This window comes from Aquimarina gracilis, assembly GCF_035285365.1.
GTDB lineage: Bacteria > Bacteroidota > Bacteroidia > Flavobacteriales > Flavobacteriaceae > Aquimarina > Aquimarina gracilis.
On the sequence record NZ_JAYKLX010000001.1, the window covers coordinates 223069 to 244428 of the forward strand.

A 21360-nucleotide genomic window follows, 5' to 3' on the forward strand; every position below is an offset into this window, starting at 1 on the left:
ATAATCAAGTATGCATATAGCTATAGCTGGAAATATCGGTGCAGGAAAAACAACTTTGACCCGATTACTTGCTAAACATTATAAATGGGAAGCTCATTTTGAAGATGTATTGGAAAACCCTTATCTAGAGGATTTTTACAATAAGATGGAACGTTGGTCCTTTAATCTTCAGATTTATTTCCTGAATAGCCGTTTTAGGCAAATCCTGGATATTCGACAAAGTGGAAAAGATATTATCCAGGATCGAACCATCTATGAAGATGCTTATATTTTTGCCCCAAACCTGCATGCCATGGGACTAATGACCAATAGGGATTTTGAAAACTATCGATCATTGTTCGATTTGATGGAAGATGTTGTAGAAGGCCCTGACCTTTTAATATATCTAAGAAGTAGTATCCCTAACCTGGTTGCTCAAATCCACAAACGCGGAAGAGAATACGAAAACACCATTAGCATTGATTATTTAAGCAGACTTAATGAACGCTATGAAGCATGGGCTCATGATTACGATAAAGGAAACCTTCTTATTGTAGATGTAGATAATCTAAATTTTGTTGACAACCCAGAGGATCTAGGCAGTGTTATTAGCCGTATTGATGCCGAGTTGCATGGTCTATTCTAAAAAGACTTTAAATTTCTATGGACTTTGTAGAACTATTTCAATTCCTTGAAGAATTACAAAAAAATAATCATAAGGAATGGATGGATGCTAATCGAAAACACTATCACCACATTAGAAATTCGTTTATACAATGGTTAGATGAATTAGATTCAAAATTGACCACTATAGATCCTGATTATTATTCTACACCGGGAAAAAAGGGAATTAACCGTATAAATAACAACCTCCTCTTCCACCCTAATAAACCTATTTACAAAGATCATTTTGGGGCAGGACTTGATCAAAAAACCAAGCAAGGCGATTTTTATATTGAAATTGGACTCTCTCAATGTTTATTGGCTGGTGGATATTGGCGCCCAGAAAGTAAAACATTAAACAGTATAAGAGAAGCTATTGATTATAATGGAGAAGAATTGGTCAACATACTAAACAAAAAAAACTTCAAAAAGACTTTTGGGGGATTATATCCTGATGATGGGATTTTGAAATCAGCTCCTAAAGGCTACCGCTCGGATCATGAGCATATTGACTTACTTAAGCACAAGACATTTGCAGTAGTCCATGAACTAGATAAAACAGATGTTTTTAAAGATAATTTCACCGAAAAAGTTATCGAAATTTATAAAGAAATGCTCCCATTTAGGCGATACTTAAGGCAAGCCGTAACCGTATAGATCTAAAAGCTATAAAAATTAGCTTGAAACTTCATTTATTTTTTCATTCAGATATTCTGTAATAACTGAAGTTGCTCCGGTATTGCTATTTATAAAATGTCCAGCAATCATACCAGTCTTTTCTCTAAACTTCTTATCATCTACCAACTTATGCATGATTTTAGAAAATTCATCTGAACTGGAAACCGAAAACAAACCAGCTAATTTCTGAAGTTGTTTTGCTTCTCTGAATTTTTCAAAATTTTTACCAATAACAATCGGAATCCCAAAAGTAGCGGGTTCAAGAATATTATGAAGTCCCCCGGTTCCCATAGCGCCACCCACATACGCAATATCTCCGTAGCTATATACCCGAGAAAGATATCCAATAGTATTCATGACAAATACCTGATATTCTTTAAGACCCTTATTTTCTTTTTCAGAGTATAAAATAGTCTTTTTATGAATCTTTTGCTTCAAAGTTTGTGTGCTACTATCTTTAATTTCATGAGGAGCAATAATAAAACACACTTCATTAGAAGCATTGTTTACAAAATCTATAAATATTTCTTCATCTTCGGGCCATGAGCTACCAAAAACAATACACAATCGATTATTAATAAATTCAGAAATAAAATCTACATGATTGTTCATTTCAATCTGGTGAGATACTCTATCAAAACGTGTATCCCCACTTAGGGTTACATTTTTAAAACCCTGACCTTCTATTAATGTTTGCGATATGGTATCCTGAACAAAAAAATGATCAATTGTTTTCAACGCTTTTCTCATAAACCCACCATACCATTTAAAAAAGGCTTGATCTTCTCTAAAAGTTGTAGAAATAAAAACTGTTGGAACCTCTTTACTTTGTAAAACCTTCAAATAATTGGGCCAAAACTCGTATTTCACAAATACCGCTAGTCTAGGATTTGCCAGCTCTACAAATTTTCTTGCTTTCGCTTTGGTATCCATAGGTAAATAAACAAGAACATCTGCCAGCGTACTATTTTTCTTTGCTTCATATCCTGATGGTGAAAAGAAAGTAACCAGTAATTTATGATCAGGATGATTCTTTTTTAATTCTTCCATTACGGGTACCCCTTGCTCGTACTCACCTAAAGACGCGCAATGAAACCAAAGAACTCGATCTTCTGAAGTGATATTTTCTTTCAAAGTAGCATAAACTGACTTCCTTCCATCAATAAACAGTTTAAGTTTCTTACTGAATAATCCCGAAATCGGAAGCACAAAATTAAAAAGGCCAATAAGAATGTTGTATAGCAAACCCAAAGCATTGATTTTAATGAGTTGCTAAAATACACCTCTTTATTGTAATACAATACTTAAATCTTTAAAAGAACTTTTGTGTAAAAATTAATCATTAATCAATATTTTATCAATAAAACAAAATTAAAACAATAATAATTGTTAAAAAATTAGTAATTTGATACCTAATATTACACAAACTCATCAACTATGAAATTAAAAACTACTTTAATTGCATTATTCTCATATGCATTCTTGTTTTCTCAGAGTTTTCTAGAAGTTCAACTCCCTACTCCAGATAAATTAAGCCCATTGTTTATAGGTTCCATAATAAAATCTACAATTCATTATGGTGCTGCTCCTCCAAATTATAACGGAAAAGTAATTATTTTCAATCACGGATACATAGATCTTAACCAAGGGCAATTTTTATTTGACAATTCATTTTATGAAGACACTTATAATGAAGGATATCAAGCAGTTTTTGTAGCTACTACTCGAGGAGAGGGTATTTGGGTTAATGGAAAATTACTTGCAGAATCTATTGATATCGTTACAGATAAATATAATGTCCCTCAAGTATATTTAGTAGGGCATAGTAATGGTGGAAAAGCCTCTGAGGCTGCTATGTTCCAATACGGTAAAAAAGATAAGGTCACCAAAGCATTTGCTCTGGGCACTCCCTTTTGGGGAACTTATCTTGCCGACATATCTCAAATGCCATGGTTAAATTGGGCCTGGCGATTAACCGGGCTTAACGAAGGTGCTAGAACATCTACTACATATTATTGTCGTGATGTGGTTCGCCCTTTACTTGACAATCACCCAAACAACGAGCCAGAAAAATTTGTAGTACTGGGCGCTTCAGGTTTTTATAAAGGATCAACCCTTGCTGCAGCTGCCTTTTTGGTTACAGGAGGAATTTTGTTTCCAATACAAGGCGCCAATGATGGAGTAGCCCCATACAGTAGTACATTACGACCAGGAGCCGAATTTGTATTTGAAAAAAATGATTCCCGTGCCATTTTTGATCATTTGGATGTTGGGCTGGGACAATTTAGCTGGCCTTACATAAAATCTTACATAGAAAATAGAGCCCAAAAAAGTAATGCAATTCTTACCAAAAGTAATGCTCTTTCAAAAATAGAAAGCGATTACTATATCATTCATTCAGAAAATGAGTATGATAAAATCGTATTAGATAAAAATTCAAAATATGCCGTAGCCGAAGTGCTGCACCAAAATCCAAAAGCTACTTTTAGCATTTTTGATGCGAACAAGAATTCAAAAACCTTTAAGAGTCATACCACACAAAATCATAGAACTCTTATTTCTGTTATCGATGATAATCTTCAATTGAAAAGCGACTCAAAATTTGCAGCTTTTATCAAACAAGATAACGGAATCAAAATGTCTTTTCAACAAGAAAAAACAGAAAACCATCTAAAGCTAAAAGTTGCTGTTTATTCTTCAAAAAAAGACGTTAAACTTCCTAAGGATATAGCAGTAAGAGGAATACTTGTAAAGACCGCAGAATTAGACGGTTCTCTAACACAAAATATTACTCAAGTAATTCATTTTGATCAAAAAAACAATCTATACTACTATGATACTAAAGATTTAGAAGATGGTGTTTATAGTTTATTTCTAAACTCTGAAAGTAAAGGTAATTTTAGAAGAAGTATCATTTCTGGTTTCACAATAGGAAACATTGATAAAGATATTGGTGTCGAGGAAAATAAAAACTCAATTACACCAGAAAAGGATAAAGTCCAAATTGTACCTAATTCTATCAAAAATGAAGCTTACTTACTTATTAACGCCAAGCTTTTGACAAATAATCTAAACTTAGAAATTTATGACATTACAGGAAAACTGGTAAAGAACTGGAACCAAAAAACAGGATCGACAACACAATATGATATTTCTAAACATATACAATCATTAAATCCTGGAATATACCTTTTAAAAGTAAACAATCTTAAAACCTTAAAATTCGTCAAAAACAATTAAAGTAATTTGTTCTCCCCCTTAGGCAAAGTATCTTCAATCGCGTTCTGCATTAGATACTTTGCCTTATTGTAATTACAACAGAAAATATTCACTTAAAATCACGGCTGGCATTGGCTAAAGTGTCAATATTTTGTACTTTCGTGAGGTTACAATACACACATAGATGAAGAAAATACAAATGGTTGATCTTAAGGGTCAATATGAGCAAATCAAAGAACAAGTAGACTCGTCTGTACTTGATGTTATAAATTCTACAGCCTTTATTAACGGCCCCCAGGTTCATAGTTTTCAAAAAGAGTTAGAAGAATATCTGGATGTTACCCATGTAATTCCGTGTGCCAATGGCACAGATGCTTTGCAAATTGCAATGATGGGACTGGGATTAGAACCAGGAGACGAGGTGATAACCGCCGATTTCACTTTTGCCGCAACCGTAGAGGTTATTGCTTTATTACGGTTAACTCCTGTATTGGTTGATGTAGAACTTGACTCTTTTAATATTGATCCCGAAGCCATTAAAAAAGCAATTACACCAAAAACTAAAGCAATCGTACCCGTTCACTTGTTTGGCCAAGCTGCCAATATGGATGAAATTATGACTATTGCCAAAGAACATAATTTGTATGTTATTGAAGATAATGCACAAGGTATTGGATCTACTTATAAATTTGCAAATAGAAATTCAACCAAAACCGGGGGAATAGGTGATGTAGCTTCGACTTCTTTTTTTCCTTCGAAAAATTTGGGATGCTACGGCGATGGCGGAGCCATCTTTACAAACGACGATGATCTTGCGCACACCATTAGGGGTATTGTTAATCATGGGATGTACAAAAGATATCATCATGATGTTGTAGGTGTTAACTCTAGACTTGACTCTATACAAGCAGCCGTTTTGAGAGCCAAACTCCCAAATTTGGATAGCTATAATAAAGCGCGCAGGGCTGCGGCCAGAAAATATAATGATGCTTTTGCAGGTATTAATAGCATTGTCACCCCAAAAGTAAAAGGGAACAGCTGCAATACCGATGAGAATACTATTTGTGACACTTGTAACTGTCATGTTTTTCATCAATATACCTTAAGAATTACTAATGGTAAACGTGATCAACTTGTACAACACCTAAATGATAAAGGTATTCCATGTGGTGTATATTACCCGATCCCATTACATAGCCAAAAAGCATATCAAGATAGGCGATATAATGAAGCAGATTTCCCTATAACCAATCAACTGGTTAAAGAAGTTGTTTCGTTACCTATGCATACCGAACTAGACAACGACCAAATCGCTTTTATCACCAAAACTGTAATTGATTTTGTAGGTAATTGAGTAATCAAAAAAGAGCTACATTAAGATTTTAGATATATACTATAGTATTTAGTTCCCTTTCGAGTTTTGAGAGGGAACTTTAAATTTATATAATCTTCGTTTCGCCCCTAAATTCACATAACCTATGAGTTTATTTTGTATTTGTTACAATATTTTTGATTATAATCATCCTGAAGTACCTGCATTACCAGAAGCTTATATAGTACATAAAAAAGATGATACCCTGGGGTATATAGAAAAACAAGCTACTGGTGTTACGTTAAAAAGTTATAGCATCTCAACGCTTTCTACTCCACATGTAGAACTTCTCGATATTTGTTCGGACCTAAAGCCTAGTGCATTGGAACAAAAGTTCCTTCCAAAAAATAAAAGAAAAAAAATCAACCTTGGTGAACTTATTGAAGACCCTAAAACAAAGCACGTTGTTTTAAACTATATTAACAAAAAGCTTTCTATTTTCTATTCCTTAATACATAACAACCACTATCCAATAAGCTATAATCAACAAAGAAAAGATCCTGTAGAAATAAACAGACTATTCATAAAAGATACGAGGCTAAAACCTATTTTAGAGTTCACTAAAACTCAAGATGGCATCGAATACGCTTTTTCCTTGACTGATGAAGGAAAAAGAATTGTTCCAAAAAACAACAATATCAAGAAATTACTCAATGAACCTTCTTGGATTGTTTTAAACAAGTATTTACTGCAAATAGAAAACCTTAATGCCAATAAACTAAAACCATTTTTTAATAAAGAAAAAATAACTATCCCAAAAAAACACCTTAAAACTTACCTTGAGAAAGTTATAGTTCCAGTTATAAAGAACATAGATGTTATCACCAACGGTTTCGAGATCATTACCTGCAATACACTAAGCTCTTTCGGTATCGAAATTATACAAGATTTCATTCAAAATAGGTACGTGGCCAAAGTTATATTCGAATATCAACATACAACATTTGAATATCAAAATTCAAAAAACACCGAATCTAACGTCCTTTTTGATGACAATGATAACATAAAGATCATCCAAACCAAAAGAGACCCCAAGGCAGAGCAAAAAATCATCGATATTCTAATCGATATGGGGTTGAAAAAAAATCAGAACTTGCTTTTCGAAACCAATTTTGGGCAAGATCCATATCAAATATTATATTGGCTTACTGCTCATAAATCTGAACTTGAAAAAAGAGGATTTACTATTACTCTTCCAACAATAGAGAACAGAACCGTAAATGTTGCTCCCCATGAAATAACATTTCAAAATCAAAAAGATAATGATTGGTTTGATATTAAAGGAACTGTGAATATTGGAGATTCTACTATTTCTTTTTCAAAGTTTATACCTTATATAAAAACAAACAACAGGTTTTTTCCTATAAATGAAGATCAAATTTTTGTGATTCCGCAAGAATGGATGACGCGGTATAAAAAAGTAGCCGATTTTGGTCGACTAAAAAACCAAAATATAAAAATCGCAAAAAGTAATTACACTTTGCTTAAAAATGTTATCCCGATAGAGGGTGAAATACTACTAGAAGAACCTCCAAAAACATTCACAGCATCCCCAAAATTGAAAGCCACGTTGCGACCTTATCAAAAAGATGGTGTACAATGGTTAATACATCACTATCAAAATAAACTAGGAGCGTGCTTGGCCGATGATATGGGTCTTGGTAAGACCTTGCAAACTATAGCTATGCTACTTTATGCAAAAGAAGAATTAACCCCAGAGAATCAACCTGTGCAAACCGTACGTTTAGACTTATTTAGTGATCCATTAGTAGTAAAAACATATCTAAAAGCCCTTATAGTACTCCCTTCCTCTTTACTATTTAACTGGGCTCAAGAAATTTTGAAGTTTGCACCTCATCTTAACATTGTTAAATATACTGGAGCAAATCGTAAAACACTTACTCCATATTTAGAAACTTATGACATTATTCTTTCTAGCTACAATATCGTATCCAAAGACATCGATACCTTAAAGAAAACCAACTTCAACTATCTTGTAATTGATGAAAGTCAACAAATTAAAAATAAGTCTTCAAAGGTCTTTGGTGCTATAAATAGTATCTCTGCTTCACATAAAATTTCTTTAAGTGGTACACCTATAGAAAATTCATTATCCGATCTATGGTCACAAATGGAGTTTATTAACCCAGGGATATTAGGAAGCCATACTTTCTTTAAGGATTATTTTCAAATTCCGATAGAAAAACATAAAGATCAAGACCGCATTGATGAATTAAAAACCTTAATAGATCCGTTTATCTTAAGAAGAACCAAAGAACAAGTAGCCAAAGATTTACCTGAACTATCAGAACAGATTATCTATACAGAAATGTCTACAGAACAAAATAAGCTGTACGATTCTCAAAAATCAGCGGCCAGAAATCTTCTTTTAGGTATTGATACAATCACAGCAAATAAAGTTCATATCATCAATACCTTAACAAGGTTAAGGCAGCTTGCAAACCACCCAAAACTTCTGGATAACGACACAAAAAATAAATCTGGCAAGTTTATAGATGTAACCAATTATATACAAACCTTGATAAAGTCTAATAAAAAGGTTTTGGTCTTTAGCTCTTTTGTTTCACATCTTGAGGTATATGAAGAATGGTGCAACACTCAAAAAGTATCCTATGTCACCCTGACCGGAGAAACAAAATCTTCAGACCGAGAAAAAGTAGTAACCGAGTTCCAGGAAAATGAAAGTATTTCCATATTCTTCATTTCTTTAAAAGCAGGTGGCGTTGGTCTTAACCTAACCAAGGCTTCCTATGTAATACTATTGGACCCCTGGTGGAACCCCTTTATCGAAAAGCAAGCTATTGCGAGATCGCATCGCATCGGGCAAAAAAACAAAGTAATGGTAACCAGGTTCATTGCTAAAAATACGATAGAAGAAAAAATCTTAAAACTTCAAGAAAAGAAAAAGAATCTATCAGACAACATTATTGACATCAATACCATTCCGGATTATATTGAAAAAGATCTGGCTGACCTATTAAGTTAAAGTCATACCATCAAAAAGACACTAGTATTCTTGGTGTTTTGCCAAACCGATCAATTCCTCTATATTTAGCATAGATAAACACATATTCATACAAATCTCTATGAAATACATATTCATTACGCTAGTAATGCTAATCTGCACTACTACATATTCTCAAGACATCTATCTACAATGTGGAAAACTCATCGACACCAAATCGGGTAAGGTTTTAACTGAAAAAACAGTAGTTGTATCTGGAAATAAAATTATTAAAATTCAGGATGGTTATGTAACCGGAAAAAAAGATGACACCACTATTGATTTAAAGAATAAAACAATAATACCCGGGCTTATCGATATGCATGTACATCTTGAAGGTGAGACGAATCCAAAGGCATATTTGCAAAAATATACCGATAGTGAAGCTGATGTTGCTTTCAACTCTGTCAAATATGCGAAAACCACCTTAATGGCAGGGTTTACAACCGTAAGAGATCTTGGTGGAACTGGCGTAAACATCTCCCTAAAAAAAGCAATTGCCCGAGGAAGAATCGCCGGACCTCGTGTATTTACGGCTGGTAAAGCATTAGCCACCACGGGTGGTCATGCAGACCCTACCAATGGAAGTAAGAGGTCTTTAATCGGGGATCCCGGACCAAAAGAGGGCGTTGTAAATAGTATCGAAGACGCCAAAAAAGCAGTAAGACAACGCTATAAAAATGGAGCCGATCTTATTAAAATTACAGCTACCGGAGGAGTCTTAAGCGTTGCCAAAAGTAGTTCAAACCCACAGTTTACAGTTGAAGAAATTAAAGCAATATGTGAAACTGCAAAGGACTATGGATTCCATGTAGCGGCACATGCTCATGGTGACGAAGGAATGCAAAGAGCCATTCTTGGCGGGGTAAAAACTATCGAACACGGTACACTCATGAGTGAAAAAACTATGGATCTCATGAAGCAGCACAATGCCTATTTGGTACCAACAATAACCGCCGGAAAAGAAGTAACCGAAAAAGCTGCAATCGAAGGATACTATCCGGCAATCATCGTCCCCAAGGCCCTTGAAATTGGTCCGAAAATTCAAAATACGTTCAAAAAAGCTTATGATCGTGGAGTAGGGATCGCTTTCGGTACAGATGCAGGAGTCTTTAAACATGGCCAAAATGGAAAAGAATTTGGTTATATGGTAGAAGCAGGTATGCCTGCTATGGCAGTCCTACAAAGTGCTACCATAACCAACGCCAAAATACTAAATATGGAAGACCAGTTAGGACAAATTGCCGTAGGTTATCTGGCCGACATTGTAGCGGTTAATGAAGACCCAACAAAGAAAATCAGTACAATGGAAAATATTGTATTTGTGATGAAGAACGGCAAAGTTTATAAACAATAAATACATGTAAAACCGCCTGTAAGACTTTGAAAAGGTTTTTTTCTTGAAGATTTACAGTGTATAATATTCTTTGTATGAAAAACAACGCGGTCAAAATTATCCAAACTCAAGTATTATCAGACAATTGGTATACACTTCATAAAGTAACTTATGAATACCAAACCAGAAACGGCGACATAAAAACACATATGAGAGAAGCATATGATCGTGGAAATGGAGCTGTAATTCTTCTTTATAATGCAAGTTCAAAAAAAATAATACTTACCAAACAGTTTAGACTTCCAACATATCTTAACGGTAACCAAAGCGGCATGATGATAGAAGCATGTGCCGGATTACTAGATGAAAATGATCCCGAAAATTGTATACGCAAGGAAACTGAAGAAGAAACCGGTTATAAAATTGGCAAAATCAAAAAGGTATTCGAATCGTATATGTCTCCAGGTGCGGTTACAGAAATATTATATTTTTTTATTGCAGAGTATACTCCTGAAATGAAAATAAGTGAAGGTGGAGGACTTGCCGAAGAACAAGAAGATATAGAAGTTGTCGAATTAGACTTTAAAAAAGCCTTAGAAATGATGCAATCCGGAGAAATTAAAGATGCAAAAACCATTATGCTATTGCAATATGCCCAAATACATAATTTGATGTCTTAATTTTGGTAAAGAAGAAAACCATTTTGATACCCCTGCAAAACACTATAAAAGTAGGTATTATCAATATGTAGGTATCTCGAAGCGTCATCAAGGTTATTCAAAGTATCAAATGGTTGACTCCTATCATCCCTAAAGTATTCCTAGGTGTCAAAAAAGTAAGGCGAAGCCCTAAAGAGGTACTTCTAACTACCTTTTTAAAGCATAAGAACCCGTAGAACATAGTTTTTATCCTGTAAATCCTCCCTACAGAGCCATAAAGAATGGGTTACAAGCGCCAATTTATCGTTTCAAAGCCTTGATGTATTACTTCGAAGCTTCAATTTATTGACTCGAACTACCTCTTCCTGATCCAGAACCCCTCTCTTAAAAGGGGTATCCCCTATCAACTAGGGTATTATCCGTTTGTTTATATCAAAAGATATTGTTAATTCGATTTCATGCTCCAAAAAAAGGTAATACTTTTATTTCTGAATTTGTTTATATAACTATATGATTCCTACCAATGAACTTCTGGTTTTTGCTCTTGCTTCATTAGTCATGGTACTATCTCCAGGTCCAAACATGATATATTTAATCTCAAGATCTTTGTCTCAAGGTAAGCAGGCAGGAATTATTTCTTTATTTGGTGTGATATCTGGTTTTATATTCCATATCCTAATGGTTTCTTTTGGATTGACCGCTATATTCTTTGCGGTACCTTATGCCTTTATTATTGTAAAATTTCTTGGAGTTTGCTACTTATTATATTTAGCGTATTCTACACTAAGGTCCGGTAGAAAAAATATATTCGACGGAGATTCTACATTAAAAAAGGATAAACCGATCAAATTATTTAATATCGGATTATTAACCAATGTACTCAATCCCAAAATGGCGTTATTCTATTTATCATTTTTCCCACAGTTTATAAAGCCTGAACATGGATCGATTCTTTCGCAAAGTTTTCAATTAGGTATCATCCAAATCATAATAAGTTTTTGTATTAATCTTCTTATTGTTATTTCTGCAGCCAAAATGGCCATTTGGTTCTCTAAAAATCCAATTTGGATTCGAGTACAAAAATGGTTTATGGCTTCTGTTCTTACAGGTTTGGCAGTAAAAATAGCTTTCGCGAAAGCAAAATAAACATATATGAATCGTCTATATTTATTAACTGCATTAATAGTAATTCTCTTTTTGAGCTGTAAACAGAAGGAAGAAAAACAAGATTTGCCTCCCAAAAGTTCTGGCAACATTGAAAAAACAAAAGAGGATTCTAAAAAATCTACTGCTCAACCCAACGTTATAGTATTAGACAAACAGTTTAAGATAGCCAGATTGAATCGAAATCGTCAGATCAGGATTTATTTGCCGCCTAATTATAAAAATGTAGACAAAAAATACCCCGTATTATACATGCATGATGCCCAAAATCTGTTTGACAACGCAACTTCCTACTCTGGTGAGTGGGGTGTAGATGAAAGTTTGAATGAAGTTGCCAAAAAAACGGGATTGGAATTAATTGTTGTTGGGATCGATAATGGTCAGGAAAAACGAATGAACGAGCTTAGCCCTTGGGAAAACAAAGAGTTTGGAAAAGCCGAAGGTGAAGAATACATGGATTTTATAGTTCATCGAATCAAACCTTATATCGACAATAACTATAGAACATTAACAGATCGAGAAAATACAGCCATTATGGGAAGCTCTATGGGTGGTTTAATTTCTCATTATGCCATATACAAATACCCTAATATTTTTGGTAAGGCGGGTATATTCTCCCCCTCCTATTGGTTTTCTGATGAAGTGTTTAGTTATATCAAAAACAATCCGGTACCTAACGACACACGTTTGTTTTTGTTAGTTGGTCAAAAAGAAGGTGATGGTATGACCGTGAATACACAAAAAATGTACGACCAAATTCTTTCTTCAAAACATCCCAAAGAAAACATAAAGATTATTATAGATCCCAAAGGCAACCACAATGAAGCTTTCTGGAGAGAACAGTTTACGTATACAGTTCATTGGTTGTTTAGGAACAAATAAATTACAATAAAAATGAAAACCATAATAACGGTATTATTATTCCTTTTTACTACAGCAATAACATCCGCTCAAGAGTCTGACCTTTCGATATTTGAGAACTTAACTAATAAAGTTTGGAAAGCCGAAGGTAATTGGGGAGATGGATCAAAGTTTAAACAAGAAATTATCTTCAAATTCGATTTAGACAGCACAATTGTAATTGCCAAATCCAAGGGATTTACCAATAAAGAACAAACAAAATATGGCCCCAGAAATCATGGTATTCGAAAATATGATGTCACCAGCAACACTATAAAATTTTGGGAATTTGATACGTTTGGAGGTCTAACCGAAGGAAAAGTTATAGTAGATGACAAAAATATTCTTTATCAATACCAATATGGAGAATCTATAGTCACCGATATGTGGGAGTTTGTAGATGAAAATACTTATAATTTCAAAGTTGGAAATTATGAAGACGGTACATGGAAGCAAGTATATCTAGAAACACAGTTTAAAGCCAAAAAGACTACAAGTAAAGAATAATAGACTATAAACAACAAAACCATGCAAATCTTAAAGCCAGACTTTACTCGTTTTCAAACTATTAAAGATTTTTCCTACCAAGAAAATTTTCTTGATTTTGAAGGACTGCAAATGCATTATATTGATGAAGGACAAGGAGAAACTATCTTGGCGTTACATGGGGAACCCACTTGGTCTTATTTGTATAGAAAATTTATTCCCGTTTTAAAAAATTATCGTTTTATTGCTCCAGATTTTATTGGCTTTGGGAAATCTGACAAAATTGTTGGAAGAAAAAACTATTCTTTTGACCTTCATTTTAGGTCTTTAGAAAATTTCATTAAAAAACTCGATCTTAATGACATCACCCTTGTCGTACAAGATTGGGGTGGTCTTTTAGGGTTATCTTTATTAGCCAAATATCCTGAAAAGTTTAAAAGAGTAGTTGTTTTGAACACCTTCTTGCCTACAGGAAAGAAAATCTCACTTCCATTCAAGTTATGGCAGATATTTGCCAAATACCACCCTTCATTACCCGTTGGCGGTATTGTTCAATATGCTTCGTATCAAAAATTATCAAAAGAAGTCATTGCTGCCTATAATGCCCCATTTCCTAATAAGGAACACAAAGGTGGTGCCGTTGCTTTCCCTCTTTTGGTGCCGGGTAATCCAAAAGACCCGGCAGTAAAACCTATGAAGAAAGCAAGAGACGTATTATCAAAATGGGGTAAACCTGCACTAGTTCTGTTTTCTGACAAAGACAAAGTTCTTGGTGGGCTGGAAAAATTCTTTTATCGACTTATACCTACAAGTAATGAGCAGGAAAAGATTATCATCAAAAACGCAGGGCATTTTTTACAAGAAGAAAAAGGAGAAGAAATAGCAACCTACATCGATAGGTTTATAAAAGGCGAACTTAAGATTAAATAATACCTGTATTTAGAAAACAAAAAACCTCAAAAAACAAAAGTCTTTGAGGTTAGTAATTATAACTTTTAAAAACTATTATTCTTTAAATGCAGCAATAGCCGTCTCTGCAGATCTATCAATCTTTTTTACCAATCCCGACAATACTTTTCCTGGACCAACCTCGGTAAATAATGTGGCTCCATCGTTTATCATATTTTGTACACTTTGTGTCCATTTTACAGGAGCTGTAAGCTGAGCGATCAAATTTTTCTTTATTTCTGAAGGATCGGTAACAGCTGTTGTAGTCACATTTTGATATACAGCACAGTTCGGTGTATTAAAAGTCGTGGCTTCAATGGCTGCTGCTAGTTCTTCGCGAGCTGGTTCCATAAGTGGGGAATGAAATGCACCTCCCACGGGTAGCACTAATGCTCTTCTGGCTCCTTTTTCCTTCATCCATTCGCATGCTTTGTTAATAGCCTCTACTTCTCCAGAGATTACCAATTGACCGGGACAATTGTAATTTGCAGCCACAACAATTCCTTCAGTTGCCTCACATCCTTCTTCTACCACATTATCGTCTAATCCTAATACTGCAGCCATCGTTGAAGGTTTTAATTCGCATGCCTTTTGCATAGCCATAGCTCTTTTGGAAACCAATTGTAAAGCATCTTCAAAATTAAGTGTTCCATTGGCTACCAAGGCAGAAAATTCTCCTAACGAGTGCCCGGCTACCATATCTGGTTTAAAACTTTCTCCTAACACTTTACTTAAAATCACCGAATGCAAAAAGATTGCAGGCTGGGTAACTTTGGTTTGTTTCAGTTCATCTGCCGTGCCCTCAAACATGATTTTTGTAATCTCGAAACCTAATATATCATTCGCTTTATCAAAAAGTTCTTTGGCTATTTTTGAATTTTCATAAAGGTCCAGACCCATACCTGAAAATTGAGCCCCTTGACCAGGAAATACATATGCGTTCATGTACTGTGAGTTTTAAATTTTGACAAAAATAAGGATTATAAGCTTAACAAATTGTAAAGGCTAAAAATAACGATTCACGATATTTTTAACCTGATTATAATAAGAGCTTCCAAATACATTAAGATGAACCAGAAGGTAATATAATTGAAAAATCGATATTCTATCGTTCCATCCCATTTGCAAAGGAAAAACTTCATTATAAATTTTAAATAATTGTGAATTGAACCCACCAAAAAGATGCATCATGGCAATATCCATTTCTCTTGGCGCATAGGCCACTGCAGGATCGATAAGACATGGCTCTCCTCCTTGACTTACCATATAGTTACCTCGCCACAAATCACCATGAATTAGACTTGAAGCTTCATCTGGTATTTCTTCACTAATATTCTTATAAAAACCGCTTAATCTTGAAAAAGAAAAACCATTTTGAGATGCTATTTTGAATTGAGGTTCTAATCGTTGGGTAATATAAAACTCTGAAGCAGATTCACATATACTATTATATTGCGGAAGACTCCCGATATAGTTGTTTTCTTCTAAGCCAAAATAAGATTCAGTATTTCGATGCAGTCTCCCTAACTGTTTTCCAAAATTCTCCCAAAAGGTAACATTTGACTTAGCTTGATCAATATATTGTAGCATCAAAAATGCTATGTTATCAACTACTCCAATATGTAGAATTTCAGGAACAATAAATGTGCTGGTGTCTTTAAGCTTTTGTAACCCTTGGGCTTCGGTTTCAAACATTTTTGGAAACTTTGATTCCAAATTCAGTTTTACAACGACCTTTTGTTTATCACTTATTAAAAGATATACTGCATTAATATCTCCTCCAGATAGAGGTTTGTTGGCTATGATTTTTTCTGAAAGTAATTCTTCAAAGTGATATATTATATTAGAAGAAAGCACTATTTCCTTTTGTAAGTAAGATATGTAAACGGATGTTTATGTCTTTCATCAATATCATGAAACTCTTCTTTTTCCAGTTTCCAAACATTTGTATCCACTTCTGGGAAAAAAGCATCAGCTTCAAAGTCTGAGTGCACCCTGGTCAATTCGATACAATCTGCATGAGCCAGTCCCATTTGATATATTTCACCTCCACCTATTATAAATGGCTGTTTGTCTCCTTTTGCTTTTTCTAATGCATCTTCCATTGAATGCACAACTATAGCTCCTTCTGCTTGATAAGATTTATTTCTAGTGATAATAATATGCACACGATTGGGAAGCAGCTTGGGGAAAGACTCAAAGGTTTTGCGCCCCATAATAATATGATGCCCCGTAGTAAGTTTTTTGAAACGTTTAAAATCATCAGGTAAATGCCATACAAGATCATTATCTTTTCCTAAAGCATTATTTTCTCCTGCAGCGGCAATCATTGTAATCATTGGTTTGGACTCTTTTAATTCTTCTACAATATCAGAAGCTTTTCCTTTAATAAACTCTTCTTTCTTTTTCACTAGTTCTTCTTTGGGATACATAAGATCAATGTCTTTTTGAATAAGAGCAATTTCTTCCTTTTGCTTTGCCACCAATCGCTCCATTTGTCTATCGGTCCATTCCTGCCCCATAAACGTACTAAACAACCAGACGTTACAAAAATGCAGTACAAATAAAAACGCCCAGCCAATAATCCCTATTACAAACCAATACGTTCCAAAAAATGTAATGTCTTTTCCAAAACCAAATACAAGATTAAGAATAGCCATAAAAAAAGAACCCACTACAAAAATCACAAAATGCTGAAACAACCTTTTCTTTTGCACAATTCGTTTACGCGCATGTTCGTATAAATCGCGTTGTTGAGGATCAATTTGTAAAGCTTCTTTTCTTTTTGAAAACATATTAATGCTAACTTAGTATCGGCAAGTAAAGATATAGTTTTTAACAAAAAGCCCTAAAGGTACTTATGAAGAATTTAAGAAAAGAACTTCCTCTTTTATCTACCACCAATTACTTGAATACTGCTTCCTCTGGCCTATTGTATGATTCTCTTTTAAATTTTAGACAAAATCATGATCAAATGTTTCTGAATAACGGAAGTATTTTTAGAGAAAACCAACAATTTTTCTTGAATAGCGTTCGAAAGACAGTAGCAGAATTCTTTGACAACTCGAAAGGGGATACTGCATTAACTCCCAATTTTTCATTAGGGCTCAACACCATACTAAATGGTCTTCAAAAAAATGAAAAAATACTTTTATTAAACGATGATTATCCATCTATTAATTTTGCGGTAAATAACAAAGGTTTTGAAGTTTGTTATGCAAAAATAGATGACGAATTAGAACATAATATTGAGAAATCAATAAAAAAACACAAGCCGACAGTATTTATCTTCAGTTTGATTCAATACATAAATGGAATTACTATAGATCTTGATTTTCTTAAAGAAATAAAATTGAAGTATCCGGAACTTCTTATCATTGCTGATGCCACACAATTTTGTGGAACCAAAATTTTTAATTTCAGTACTTCGGGTATAGATATTTTGGGATGCAGCGGGTACAAATGGCTTTTGGGTGGTTATGGCAACGGGTTTATATTATTCAAAGAAGGTCTTCTAAAAAAAATCACTCCATCTCACTATGTAGTGGCTTCACAAAATTCTAACTATGACAAATCTTATACGAATTTAATGGCTCGATTCGAATGTGGACACTTGGACACATTCAACTTTGGTAGTTTAAAACACTCATTAGAAATATTGTCAGATATTGGTTTATCAAATATAGAAATGAAAATTAACGAACTGGCTAGTTCTGCAAAAAATCAATTAAATGAACTTAATCTTTTAGAAGAAAAGGTTGTAAAACGAAAATCTCATTCCTCTATTTTTAATATAAAAGGCGATAGTTTTTTATTTGAGAAATTAACAAAACAGAACATAATTACATCTCTACGTGGATCTGGAATACGAATAAGCTTACATTTTTATAACACAAAAGGTGATATCGAAGAATTAATCCACGCACTACATCGTTATCGTTAATAAATATCTGAAAATCTGTCTATTACTTGTTTTATATCTGCTAGATTTGTTTTAATTTAACTATAGTTTATTAACCAACAATTAATTATTAAACATAAATTATGGCGATTACCAAACAATATTTAAAAACAAAACCTATTTGTAAAGTTACTTTTACGGTACCTGCAAAGGATGCCAATAGTGTTAGTGTAGCAGGGGAGTTTAATGAATGGAGCACTGAAGCAACTGTGCTTAAAAAACTAAAAAATGGAAATTTTAAGGGAACAATAAACCTTCCAAAAGATAAGCAGTTCGCATTTAAGTATGTGGTAGACGGTCAATGGACCAATGAAGTAGAAGCCGATGGTTACCAATGGAATGACTTTGCATCTGGCGACAATAGTTTGCTGGTATTATAAACTAATAAATGCTAAGAGAGTTGAGATTGTTTATTAATCTACAATCTCGACTCCTTTCCAAAAAGCGACATAGCCTTTTATTTGTTTGGCCAAATCACTGGTTTCCGGATAATACCAAGCAGCATCTTTATTCTCTTTACCCGATACTTCTACGGTATAATAGGATGCTACACCTTTCCATGGGCAATTGGTATGAGTGTCGCTACTTTTGAAAAATTCTTTTTTAATAGTTTCGGGAGGAAAATAATGATTATTTTCTACAACTTTAGTATCGTTACTCTCTGCTATTACCTGTCCATTCCAAATTGCTTTCATTTTTAAAACTGGGGTTATGTTATTTTTACTACTTTGACTTTTTAATGAGATAGTTCTTATAATCTTCATTTTTATCTGTAAATGATTTTACAATTTCTAATCCTGATTCTTCAGCGAGCCATTTAACAATATCATCATCATATTTCTGAGAAATTTCTGTATGTATACTTTCCCAGGCTTCAAAATGCACTTGTAGCGATAAATCATTAATGTCTACGGTTTGTTTTTCATTACTCACCAAATAACTTTTGGCAGTACCGCTTTCGGGATCGTAAGTTTCCCAATGAATAAATTTATCAAGATCAAAATTCCCATTAAGTTCTTTATTTATTCTTGACAAAACGTTCTTATTAAAAGCTGCGGTTACACCAGTTTTGTCGTTGTAGGCATCCAAAACTTTCTGAGGATGTTTTTTTTGATCAAAACCTATAAAAACCAAATCTTCGGGATGCATTGCTTTGTAAAGTTTCTTCAAAAACTGAATTGCTCTGGGATGTAATAAATTACCAATATTAGACCCCAGAACCATGATCACTTTTTTGCGATCACTCATCTGCCTGAGTCGATCTAATACTTCAAAATATTCTCCTACTTGCCCCTGAGTTTTAACCTGTGGCATTCCTTTGTCCAGATCAGAAACCAATCCATCTATAGCATTTTGACTTATATCAACTGGCATATAAGTAAAATTGTAATTTTTCTCTTGTAATTCTTGTAGCAGTATTTTTGTTTTTTTACCATCACCTGCTCCCAATTCGATTAAATCGAAGCCCTTTTGATACGTATCAAAGCTTTTAACGATTTCTGACTTATTTGCCTTAAATATCTCATATTCTGTTCGTGTAAGATAATATTCTGGCAATGCCATGATCTGTTGAAAAAGCTCATCTCCTACTTCATCATAAAAATACTTGGACGACAAATATTTAGGAAATGCCGTTAAACCTTCGTAAACTTCTTTTTCGAAAGTCGAAATTACTGTCTTTTGTTCTTTGGAGTTCATAAAAATGAGGAGAATTATTTGTCTTTCACGAGTCTAAGCCCAGTGAATTGCCATCTTAGGTGTGGGTGAAAAAAATTACGATATGTTGGTCTTGTGTGATTTTGAGGTGTAGCAACAGAGCCACCTCTAAGTACTTTTTGATTAACCATAAACTTTCCATTATACTCTCCCAATGCTCCTGGAGCTTTTGTATAATTGGGGTATGGAGCGTATGCACTCTCGGTCCATTCCCACCGATCGCCCCATTCAAAATATTGTTGTGCAACTTCCCATTCAAACTCAGTTGGTAGTCGCTGTCCTTTCCATTGAGAAAAAGCAAATGCCTCATAATAGGAAAGATGGGTTACCGGGGCGTCAAGATTTAATTCTTTTAACCCTTGTAATGTATATTGGTAGAATTGCCCATCTATTTCATGCCAATATAATGGGGTTTTTATATTATTTTGACTTATCCAGTCCCAAGCTTCAGCATGCCACAAAAGACTATTTTGATATCCGTTATCATTGATAAATTTCAGGTATTCTCGATTGGACACCAAAACATTACATATTTCGTATTCTTCCAAAAAAACTTTGTGCACTCCTAACTCATTATCATAGCAAAAATCACGTCCTTTATACCCTATTTCATAAATACCTTCTGGAATAGGGATATAGTTGACCTTCGAATTAGAAGCTGGGGTTTCGGTAAATGTTTCGTTATACTTCGGAAACAAAGGATTATTTCCTAAAATAAACTTGATATCGGTTAATAACAATTCTTGATGTTGCTTTTCATGATGAATCCCAATCTGAACCAATTCCCGTATTTTTTCATCGATATTCCCCTCAAGAAAGGTTTGCAAGCGCGAAGTAACATAATCTCTGTATTCATAAACACTGCTCACCGTGGGTCGCGAGAGGTTACCTCTATTGGTTCTAATCACCCTTTTACCTACACTTTCATAATAACTATTAAAAACATAAGCATATTCGGGATGAAAACGTTTATAGGAAGTATCATATTTTGAAAGAATAAACTCTTCAAAAAACCAGGTAGTATGCCCTAAGTGCCACTTTGGAGGCGAAACATCTACGACAGGCTGGACTACATAATCTTCTATTTCCAGAGGAGCACAAATTTCTTCAGTATCAGAACGAGTTTTAAGAAATGAGGTAATTAAAGTATCGGTAATTATCATAAAAAAAAGTGCATTCGATTTACGAATACACTCAAATTTACTGATTTTTATTTTTATCAAACCTTAAGTAAGGTTAATCCAATGTTAAAAT

20 protein-coding genes are annotated in these 21360 nt (G+C 34.1%); 13 read left to right on the plus strand and 7 right to left on the minus strand.

The genetic code is table 11. The features are described 5' to 3' along the window. Positions 1 to 10: 10 nt before the first annotated feature. Together U6A24_RS00900 and U6A24_RS00905 are read left to right on the plus strand one after the other, a co-directional pair. A complete protein-coding gene (locus U6A24_RS00900; RefSeq protein ID WP_324178047.1) occupies positions 11 to 625 on the plus strand; it encodes a deoxynucleoside kinase in 615 nt (204 codons plus the stop codon). Between the two features lie 17 nt (positions 626 to 642). Beyond that, positions 643 to 1299, plus strand: a complete 657-nt coding sequence (locus U6A24_RS00905) for a DUF2461 domain-containing protein (protein ID WP_324178048.1) — start codon at positions 643 to 645, stop codon at positions 1297 to 1299. Positions 1300 to 1317: 18 nt separating this feature from the next. Here U6A24_RS00905 and U6A24_RS00910 read toward each other — a convergent pair whose 3' ends face one another. Continuing rightward, a complete protein-coding gene (locus U6A24_RS00910) occupies positions 1318 to 2565 on the minus strand; it encodes a 3-deoxy-D-manno-octulosonic acid transferase (RefSeq protein WP_324178049.1) in 1248 nt (415 codons plus the stop codon). A gap of 192 nt (positions 2566 to 2757) precedes the next feature. On the opposite strand from U6A24_RS00910, the gene U6A24_RS00915 reads away from it, so the two are divergent. The 9 genes from U6A24_RS00915 (at position 2758) to U6A24_RS00955 (ending at position 14411) form a co-directional block, all read left to right on the plus strand. After that, entirely contained in the window at positions 2758 to 4560 is a 1803-nt protein-coding gene (locus U6A24_RS00915) for a T9SS type A sorting domain-containing protein (protein WP_324178050.1), read from the plus strand. Positions 4561 to 4723: 163 nt separating this feature from the next. Further along, positions 4724 to 5893 (plus strand): DegT/DnrJ/EryC1/StrS family aminotransferase, encoded by a 1170-nt coding sequence (locus U6A24_RS00920; protein ID WP_324178051.1) that lies wholly within the window; start codon positions 4724 to 4726, stop codon positions 5891 to 5893. 124 nt (positions 5894 to 6017) lie between these two features. Continuing rightward, positions 6018 to 8918 (plus strand): DEAD/DEAH box helicase, encoded by a 2901-nt coding sequence (locus U6A24_RS00925; RefSeq protein ID WP_324178052.1) that lies wholly within the window; start codon positions 6018 to 6020, stop codon positions 8916 to 8918. Positions 8919 to 9018: 100 nt separating this feature from the next. Then, entirely contained in the window at positions 9019 to 10293 is a 1275-nt protein-coding gene (locus tag U6A24_RS00930; RefSeq protein ID WP_324178053.1) for a metal-dependent hydrolase family protein, read from the plus strand. A 74-nt stretch (positions 10294 to 10367) separates the two neighbouring features. Then, positions 10368 to 10952 (plus strand): GDP-mannose pyrophosphatase NudK, encoded by a 585-nt coding sequence (gene nudK, locus U6A24_RS00935; RefSeq protein ID WP_324178054.1) that lies wholly within the window; start codon positions 10368 to 10370, stop codon positions 10950 to 10952. A 489-nt stretch (positions 10953 to 11441) separates the two neighbouring features. Continuing rightward, a complete protein-coding gene (locus U6A24_RS00940; RefSeq protein ID WP_324178055.1) occupies positions 11442 to 12077 on the plus strand; it encodes a LysE family translocator in 636 nt (211 codons plus the stop codon). Positions 12078 to 12083: 6 nt separating this feature from the next. Continuing rightward, positions 12084 to 12977: an alpha/beta hydrolase gene (locus U6A24_RS00945; protein ID WP_324178056.1), complete on the plus strand. Its 894-nt coding sequence runs from the start codon at positions 12084 to 12086 to the stop codon at positions 12975 to 12977. 12 nt (positions 12978 to 12989) lie between these two features. Next, the gene (locus U6A24_RS00950) at positions 12990 to 13502 is read left to right on the plus strand and encodes a hypothetical protein (protein WP_324178057.1); all 513 of its coding nucleotides are present in this window, start codon (positions 12990 to 12992) and stop codon (positions 13500 to 13502) included. A 21-nt stretch (positions 13503 to 13523) separates the two neighbouring features. Continuing rightward, entirely contained in the window at positions 13524 to 14411 is an 888-nt protein-coding gene (locus U6A24_RS00955) for a haloalkane dehalogenase (protein WP_324178058.1), read from the plus strand. A 75-nt stretch (positions 14412 to 14486) separates the two neighbouring features. Here the strand turns inward: U6A24_RS00955 and fabD are convergent, their stop codons facing one another. The 3 genes from fabD to U6A24_RS00970 are packed head-to-tail and all read right to left on the minus strand — an operon-like array spanning position 14487 to position 17224. Further along, positions 14487 to 15374: an ACP S-malonyltransferase gene (gene fabD, locus U6A24_RS00960; RefSeq protein WP_324178059.1), complete on the minus strand. Its 888-nt coding sequence runs from the start codon at positions 15372 to 15374 to the stop codon at positions 14487 to 14489. Between the two features lie 60 nt (positions 15375 to 15434). Further along, positions 15435 to 16286, minus strand: coding sequence for a fructosamine kinase family protein (locus U6A24_RS00965; protein ID WP_324178060.1), 852 nt, complete (start codon positions 16284 to 16286; stop codon positions 15435 to 15437). Further along, complete coding sequence (locus U6A24_RS00970; protein ID WP_324178061.1) at positions 16286 to 17224, minus strand: dihydrofolate reductase; 939 nt, start codon at positions 17222 to 17224, stop codon at positions 16286 to 16288. Before U6A24_RS00970 ends, U6A24_RS00965 begins: the two co-directional genes overlap by 1 nt. Before the next feature lie 65 nt (positions 17225 to 17289). Between U6A24_RS00970 and U6A24_RS00975 the strand changes: the two genes are divergently transcribed. Continuing rightward, positions 17290 to 18372, plus strand: a complete 1083-nt coding sequence (locus tag U6A24_RS00975) for an aminotransferase class V-fold PLP-dependent enzyme (RefSeq protein ID WP_324178062.1) — start codon at positions 17290 to 17292, stop codon at positions 18370 to 18372. Between the two features lie 101 nt (positions 18373 to 18473). Then, the gene (locus U6A24_RS00980; RefSeq protein WP_324178063.1) at positions 18474 to 18770 is read left to right on the plus strand and encodes an isoamylase early set domain-containing protein; all 297 of its coding nucleotides are present in this window, start codon (positions 18474 to 18476) and stop codon (positions 18768 to 18770) included. Positions 18771 to 18803: 33 nt separating this feature from the next. Here U6A24_RS00980 and U6A24_RS00985 read toward each other — a convergent pair whose 3' ends face one another. Genes U6A24_RS00985 through egtB form a run of 3 tightly spaced genes read right to left on the minus strand, consistent with a single transcriptional unit; the run spans position 18804 to position 21269 of the window. Further along, complete coding sequence (locus U6A24_RS00985) at positions 18804 to 19085, minus strand: DUF427 domain-containing protein (protein ID WP_324178064.1); 282 nt, start codon at positions 19083 to 19085, stop codon at positions 18804 to 18806. 28 nt (positions 19086 to 19113) lie between these two features. Then, positions 19114 to 20088: an L-histidine N(alpha)-methyltransferase gene (egtD, locus tag U6A24_RS00990; protein ID WP_324178065.1), complete on the minus strand. Its 975-nt coding sequence runs from the start codon at positions 20086 to 20088 to the stop codon at positions 19114 to 19116. A 14-nt stretch (positions 20089 to 20102) separates the two neighbouring features. After that, the gene (egtB, locus tag U6A24_RS00995) at positions 20103 to 21269 is read right to left on the minus strand and encodes an ergothioneine biosynthesis protein EgtB (RefSeq protein WP_324178066.1); all 1167 of its coding nucleotides are present in this window, start codon (positions 21267 to 21269) and stop codon (positions 20103 to 20105) included. Positions 21270 to 21360 lie beyond the last annotated feature (91 nt).

Coding starts and splice junctions, on each gene's coding strand:
- U6A24_RS00950 (WP_324178057.1), top strand. CDS start 12,990: ATGAAAACCATAATAACGGTATTATTATTCCTTTTTACTACAGCAATA.
- U6A24_RS00975 (WP_324178062.1), top strand. CDS start 17,290: ATGAAGAATTTAAGAAAAGAACTTCCTCTTTTATCTACCACCAATTAC.
- egtB (WP_324178066.1), bottom strand. CDS start 21,269: ATGATAATTACCGATACTTTAATTACCTCATTTCTTAAAACTCGTTCT.
- U6A24_RS00945 (WP_324178056.1), top strand. CDS start 12,084: ATGAATCGTCTATATTTATTAACTGCATTAATAGTAATTCTCTTTTTG.
- U6A24_RS00920 (WP_324178051.1), top strand. CDS start 4,724: ATGAAGAAAATACAAATGGTTGATCTTAAGGGTCAATATGAGCAAATC.
- U6A24_RS00940 (WP_324178055.1), top strand. CDS start 11,442: ATGATTCCTACCAATGAACTTCTGGTTTTTGCTCTTGCTTCATTAGTC.
- U6A24_RS00900 (WP_324178047.1), top strand. CDS start 11: ATGCATATAGCTATAGCTGGAAATATCGGTGCAGGAAAAACAACTTTG.
- U6A24_RS00925 (WP_324178052.1), top strand. CDS start 6,018: ATGAGTTTATTTTGTATTTGTTACAATATTTTTGATTATAATCATCCT.
- U6A24_RS00980 (WP_324178063.1), top strand. CDS start 18,474: ATGGCGATTACCAAACAATATTTAAAAACAAAACCTATTTGTAAAGTT.
- nudK (WP_324178054.1), top strand. CDS start 10,368: ATGAAAAACAACGCGGTCAAAATTATCCAAACTCAAGTATTATCAGAC.
- U6A24_RS00970 (WP_324178061.1), bottom strand. CDS start 17,224: ATGTTTTCAAAAAGAAAAGAAGCTTTACAAATTGATCCTCAACAACGC.
- U6A24_RS00985 (WP_324178064.1), bottom strand. CDS start 19,085: ATGAAAGCAATTTGGAATGGACAGGTAATAGCAGAGAGTAACGATACT.
- U6A24_RS00905 (WP_324178048.1), top strand. CDS start 643: ATGGACTTTGTAGAACTATTTCAATTCCTTGAAGAATTACAAAAAAAT.
- fabD (WP_324178059.1), bottom strand. CDS start 15,374: ATGAACGCATATGTATTTCCTGGTCAAGGGGCTCAATTTTCAGGTATG.
- egtD (WP_324178065.1), bottom strand. CDS start 20,088: ATGAACTCCAAAGAACAAAAGACAGTAATTTCGACTTTCGAAAAAGAA.
- U6A24_RS00955 (WP_324178058.1), top strand. CDS start 13,524: ATGCAAATCTTAAAGCCAGACTTTACTCGTTTTCAAACTATTAAAGAT.
- U6A24_RS00930 (WP_324178053.1), top strand. CDS start 9,019: ATGAAATACATATTCATTACGCTAGTAATGCTAATCTGCACTACTACA.
- U6A24_RS00915 (WP_324178050.1), top strand. CDS start 2,758: ATGAAATTAAAAACTACTTTAATTGCATTATTCTCATATGCATTCTTG.